At 33.1% G+C, this 5492-nt stretch carries 5 protein-coding genes; 1 reads left to right on the top strand and 4 read right to left on the bottom strand.

The window, feature by feature from the left end; all coding sequences use genetic code 11:
* On the top strand, positions 1-183 hold a 183-nt coding region (locus D6734_11145; GenBank protein RMF92920.1), incomplete at its 5' end, for a hypothetical protein.
* Here the strand turns inward: D6734_11145 and D6734_11150 are convergent.
* The 4 genes from D6734_11150 to D6734_11165 form a co-directional block, all read right to left on the bottom strand.
* Positions 178-888 carry a class I SAM-dependent methyltransferase gene (locus D6734_11150; GenBank protein ID RMF92921.1) on the bottom strand — a complete coding sequence of 237 codons (711 nt, stop codon included), beginning with the start codon at positions 886-888 and terminating at the stop codon, positions 178-180. The genes D6734_11145 and D6734_11150 overlap by 6 nt on opposite strands.
* Positions 889-993: 105 nt before the next feature.
* Positions 994-3093 (bottom strand): polysaccharide biosynthesis tyrosine autokinase, encoded by a 2100-nt coding sequence (locus tag D6734_11155; protein RMF92922.1) that lies wholly within the window; start codon positions 3091-3093, stop codon positions 994-996.
* Positions 3094-3122: 29 nt separating this feature from the next.
* Positions 3123-4160, bottom strand: coding sequence for a hypothetical protein (locus D6734_11160; GenBank protein RMF92923.1), 1038 nt, complete (start codon positions 4158-4160; stop codon positions 3123-3125).
* 62 nt (positions 4161-4222) lie between these two features.
* Positions 4223-5492: hypothetical protein (locus D6734_11165; GenBank protein RMF92924.1), on the bottom strand; the 1270-nt coding region annotated here is incomplete at its 5' end.

Here is a 5492-nt window from a genome sequence, read left to right on the forward strand (position 1 = left end):
AAATTTTTTGTAATTAAAATTTTTGTAAACCACAAAATAAAAATAAGAAAAACAGTTATATGCAATACTGATTCAGACCAAAATTCAACGGTGCTGTATGCAGCAGGAGTAAAAACAATTAGAAAAAGGATACCTCCCTCAATAATCTTGTCTAATCTTCTTTCCTCAAAAATCACTTTATAAAGGCTTTCTATAACAAGCTACGATATGAGCTCTAAAAATAAAAAAAGTTTTTGTGCTAAGAATCATTTCCATAAATCCCAAAGTTTTTCGCAACAAGGGGCTTTTCCAATAACCATGTCCATGAGTATGATGAATATAATACTCTTCTTCAAACCCCACTGCCTTTGACATCTTTTCAAAAGCCCATTTAGTATTACATTTATAATGAGTAGGATATGTACCTTCATCAAGCTCCATATTGAGCAATCTTTTCTTTAAAAAAACTCTAAATTCTGAAGGGAATAGATAACTTAGAAACATTACAGGATGGTATTTATTTTGAGTCGATATTATGACATAACCGCCCGGTTTAAGTATTCTTGCAAATTCTGACCATACGCTTTGCGGTTCTGTCAAATGTTCAAAAACAGAACGACATATAATCAGTTGCACTGATTCATCTTTCAAAGGAATTTGAGAAAGATTACCTTCAGCTCCAATAGAAATTATTTTATTTTCTGCTATAGATTCTCTACTAATATCTATTCCAATTACTTTTTTCCCTAAAAAACGACTTTCTCTACCTTGCCAATAATCACCACTTCCACATCCTGCATCCAATAGGATGGAACATTTATCAAGTTTTTCTGTAACCCAATCATCATAAAATGACTCTTTACATTGAAGGAGTGCAGGGTCAACATATTTTTCAAGAAAATTTCCCATGAATTCATTCAGTTAAAAAATTGATTTGCAAAGTGAAAAGATTGGAAAGAGTTAGATGCATCAACTGAATGAAAAAAATAGTTCATTGTTCCTCTATGCTTTTCCCTATACCTGATGCAGCTCCTCTTCCTTTTTGTAGTAGCTGTAATAATATTCTGAATAGTAATAATCTGAATCTTGTTTTCTCACATCATTTAATAAAACATTCAATCTCTTAACATCTAAATCCAAAAATCTCTTTGCATTCTTTTCCACAATATTCTTTGCTGTTACACCGCTCCTTACTACAAGACAAACAACATCTGAATATTTTGAAATTATCGACGGATCAGTTACAGGCACTACAGGAGGCGCATCGATTATAATAATGTCAAAGTTATCTTTATAAATTTTAATCAAAGACTTCATTCTTTCCTTCATCAAAAGCTCTGCTGGATTTTTTGGGACCGGACCACTCGGTAAAATATTGAGATTTGTAATGCTGCTTTTCACTATAAGCGAAAAAGCATCTATATTCTCATCTGTGAGTAGTGTGCTTAATCCATATTTATTTTCAAGGCGGAAAATGTCATGAATCCTTGAACGCCTCAGGTCACCATCCATCAATAATACTTTTTTTTCACTTTGAGCCATAGCTATTGCAATATTGACTGCAGAAACAGTTTTCCCTTCGCCCGGTGTTGAACTTGTCACCATTATAACTTTTGGTGGAACTTCAGTCGAGAAAAGGATATTTGTCCTAACAGCGCGGTAACATTCAGAGACAGTTGATTTTGGATGGGTATATGTTATCAATTCAGGACTTACTCGTTGTGACCTTTTCTTCATATAGCTGTGTATATTTGGCACAAACCCCAAAATAGGAAGATTCAAATAATGCTCAACATCTTCCAAAGACCTGATTGTTTCATCGAGATATTCAAGGAAAAAGGCAAAGCCTAAACCGAATATAAGTCCTACAACAGCTCCAAGAATGAGATTTCTTGGCACATTGGGACTTATAGGCTTTTTAGGTACTGTTGCCTTATCAACGAGACTAATATTGTTGAAGCGCATACTTCCTGTCACATTTATTTCACCTGCTCTCTTTAATAAGTAGTCATAGAGATTGCGGTTTATCTCTACTTCCCTGTTTAAGATATTATATTGAATTGACCTCTCCAATAATCCAATTGCAGTATTATTTAGCTCCTTTTTTCTCTCATTGTATAATTTCTCCTTTGCTTTCAGTAATTCATACTGATTATTGATTCTATTGATTACTTTATCAATTTCTGTTTGGATATTTTTATTAATCGCATCTATTTGTGCCTTGACTTTCAAAACTTCAGGATGTTTTTCTCCAAATTCTGTTTTAAGTTTATACAAAGTTTGTGTTAAAGCATAGATTTGCCCTCTCATTGCCTGAATTCCGGTTCCCTGTAAAACTTCTGGCAATGTCGTTTCATCTATATCTATTCCTTTATCTCTTAATTCCTTAATCTGCTTTAAAGCTATTTCAAGTTCTAATTTTCTCGACCGAAGTCCCTGTAACTCCCTTGTCACCTGATTCAATTCAGCAATTACATTGCTCTGTCTTTCTTCAATCTTTGGTGAAATTATCTGTTTCTGTTCTCTGTATTTTTGAAGATCAAATTCCGCTTTCTTCATCTTAACAATAACGGATGTTATTTGGTCATCAAGCCAGCTTGAAGCTGTCTTATAACTATTAACCTTATCTTCCAAACTTTTCTCGATATAAACATCAGTCACTAAATTAACCAACCGCGCCACTTCCTTTGGGTCAGGTCCCATCATAGCTAAATCAACTAAATTTGTCCCTTTAACTGGATTGACAATGATCTTTGCTCGAATTGCATCGGCTCTCGCTATTCTTTCGTCTTCTGTCAAATTCTCATTGGGAAAAAGTCGGTCAACAACTTCTAGTGCAACCATTCTGCTCTTTATAATTTCATACTGTGTTTCAAAATATTCATTATAGCCAGAAAATTTATTGATATCTTGGAAAGAAACTATATTGCTTGCAGAATATTCGATAAGAATTCTCGATTTTGCCATATAAAGTTTTTTCTGCTTGAATGTTGCAATGGAAACAGAAACAAGAATAAACATTGCAATGAGGACCACTGTCCAAACTCTTTTTTTGACTATGTAAAAATAGTCCTTCAGTGAAAGTTTAGTTTCTATTTTCTTAGCAACATCCATAACTTAAAATATATCGGTTTTTTACTTCTCTATTCGGAATAAAAAATACTCTTTGGAACAATTATAACATCTCCATCTCGAATTTTTAATTCTTCCAACTCCTTTCTGAATCTTTCGGATTTTGCGGGTAATCCTCTTTCAAGACCCTTTCTAATTCTTTCAACATTTACAACATAGACTTCCCTGCCGCCGTTGCGTATCAATTTGACTGCTGTTTCTCTTGCTCCTCTCGTAAAATCACCTGCCACTATAATTGCCTGATATATATTATAATCTTCCTGTAAAGTATAGTATCCAGATTTCCCAACTTCTCCACTTATAAAAAACTTTGCTTCCGGTATATCGATAACATCGTTTTCTTGTAATAGTATATTTTTTTGAATTTCGCCATCAATAACAGGAATTTCTATTTCAACCATCTTTTCGCTATTATTATCTTTTTGAAGCCGCTTGATTATAATCCTGTTTCCTGCTGTTTTTTTCAAACCTCCCAATTGAGAAATAAATTCAAATAATGATGTGGGTTTCTTAAGAAAATATTTGCCATTCTTTTCAGCTTCTCCGATTACAAAAACTTTTTTGCTCCTATATTCCTTTACAGAAACAAAAACCTGCGGATTTTCTATATATCCATTTGACAATAAGCCTGCTATTTTATCGGCTATTTCAGATGGCGTAAGTCCTGCCACATATATTTTTTTAAAAAAAGGATAATTTATAGTTCCGTCTTCAAGCACTTCAGCTTCAAATGATAATTCGTTATGCTCCCAAACCTTAATATTTATAATGTCTTCAGGACCTACTGTATACCATTCCTTATTTGAGTCGACTACAGGCTCTGTCAACTGGACTACTTCCATTGAATTACCTTCTTCATTCACTTTTTCTTGCGATGTACTGGTATATTTCTTTATGATAAGATGGTCTGCAGCAAAAAAACTACAGCTACCAAAGACAAACAAGTAAAATAAAGATAGAATCAATAAAAACGATTTTCCCCTAAAATATTTCATATAATTCCTCATTGCCATAATATTTCTCCGACTATAAAAAAGTATTCTCATCATTAATCATTGTCAATCATAATTTATATAAAACATCCTTTTACTCTACTATCCTTATTTTTTTCTCAATAGGTAAAATTTATACTAAAAGTATATCGGTTTCTTACAAAACTTCCAAAAAAACTCGTCCTTTTTTCGTGAAGATAACCAAAACGCAAATTTGTTTTTCGGGATATTCTAAAATTTAGATTATCTTCGATGTTCCATCTTCTATCTTTTCTTTTAACACTTCCAAAAAAAAATCCCCCTCCTTCAAACTCATTAAGACCGAATCGATATTCAATTTCATTTCTGATTCTCTCAAAAAATTGGTTATCCAATCTCACTGTTATATTTTTAAATACTGAATTCCCACCATTGACACTATTAGTCCAATTTCTTGTCCTTCCTGCAATTATATCAATGTCCGAATGGTCCGTAAGTTTCCCTCTTAAAGAAAGAAACATAGAAAGAGTCCGTCTAGTATTTTCTTTTTTAACATTTTTATACGATGTGTCTGTCACAGTCCTATTGACATTGTAATACAATGATAAACGGTCTGTAAGAGCCAAAAAAACACCTGTTGACCAAGTCAGTCTGTCGTCTTCGGGTCGTGATACAGAATTTGCCTTTCTTTTCCCTGTGCCAATTTGTGCATTGATTCGAATAAAATCCCCTATTGATTGTTGGATCCCATAATTTACCTGCCTTGATTGCGAATCTCTGAGCGGGTCATTCTTATACAAATTCCTTTGATACCAATAGCGGACAAAAAAACTGGTATCCTTAACAGGCTTAAAGCCCAAACGAATATTCATATTATCAAGTTTTCTATTATTCTTTGAAAATGAAAAAAAAGTGTTGCTTTTATCAATGTAACGGTAATTCTCATTTCTATAATTAAAAAATACATCAAACATTGTGCCAATTGGCATAAAAATATCGCCCGCAAACCTGTTTTCAGACCTATCAGTACGGTCAAATTTTTCTTTTGTTAAAAAAGGGCTTAGTTCTGTTGATACAAAGTTATCTTCCAAATGGAGTTTTATTCGAGCAGGAAGTCTCACCGTCATTTCTGCTTCATAAAAAGTGTCCTGAAATTTAGATTTTTTCCCGGTAGATTCAGAAAAGTATCGATACGGGCTTCTAAGATTCAGTCTAATTTCAGCTATTCCTTTTTCATAAGAAAAATCTAAGGAAGGACTTACATTGATTGTATAGGCGCTTTCTTTCTTTTCCGTAAATCTGTAATTGTCATCATAAGAATATGTTACATTTACTCTTGGCTCAATTTTAATGCCTGCTATTCCAATCTTTCCATCAGCTTTTTGAGAGAAAAAACAATAAAATATAGAT

The organism is Candidatus Schekmanbacteria bacterium (genome assembly GCA_003695725.1).
Lineage (GTDB): Bacteria > Schekmanbacteria > GWA2-38-11 > GWA2-38-11 > J061 > J061.

Excerpts from the sequence above, each read along its gene's own strand:
- D6734_11160 (RMF92923.1), bottom strand. The coding sequence starts at position 4,160 with ATGATGAGAATACTTTTTTATAGTCGGAGAAATATTATGGCAATGAGG.
- D6734_11150 (RMF92921.1), bottom strand. The coding sequence starts at position 888 with ATGGGAAATTTTCTTGAAAAATATGTTGACCCTGCACTCCTTCAATGT.
- D6734_11155 (RMF92922.1), bottom strand. The coding sequence starts at position 3,093 with ATGGATGTTGCTAAGAAAATAGAAACTAAACTTTCACTGAAGGACTAT.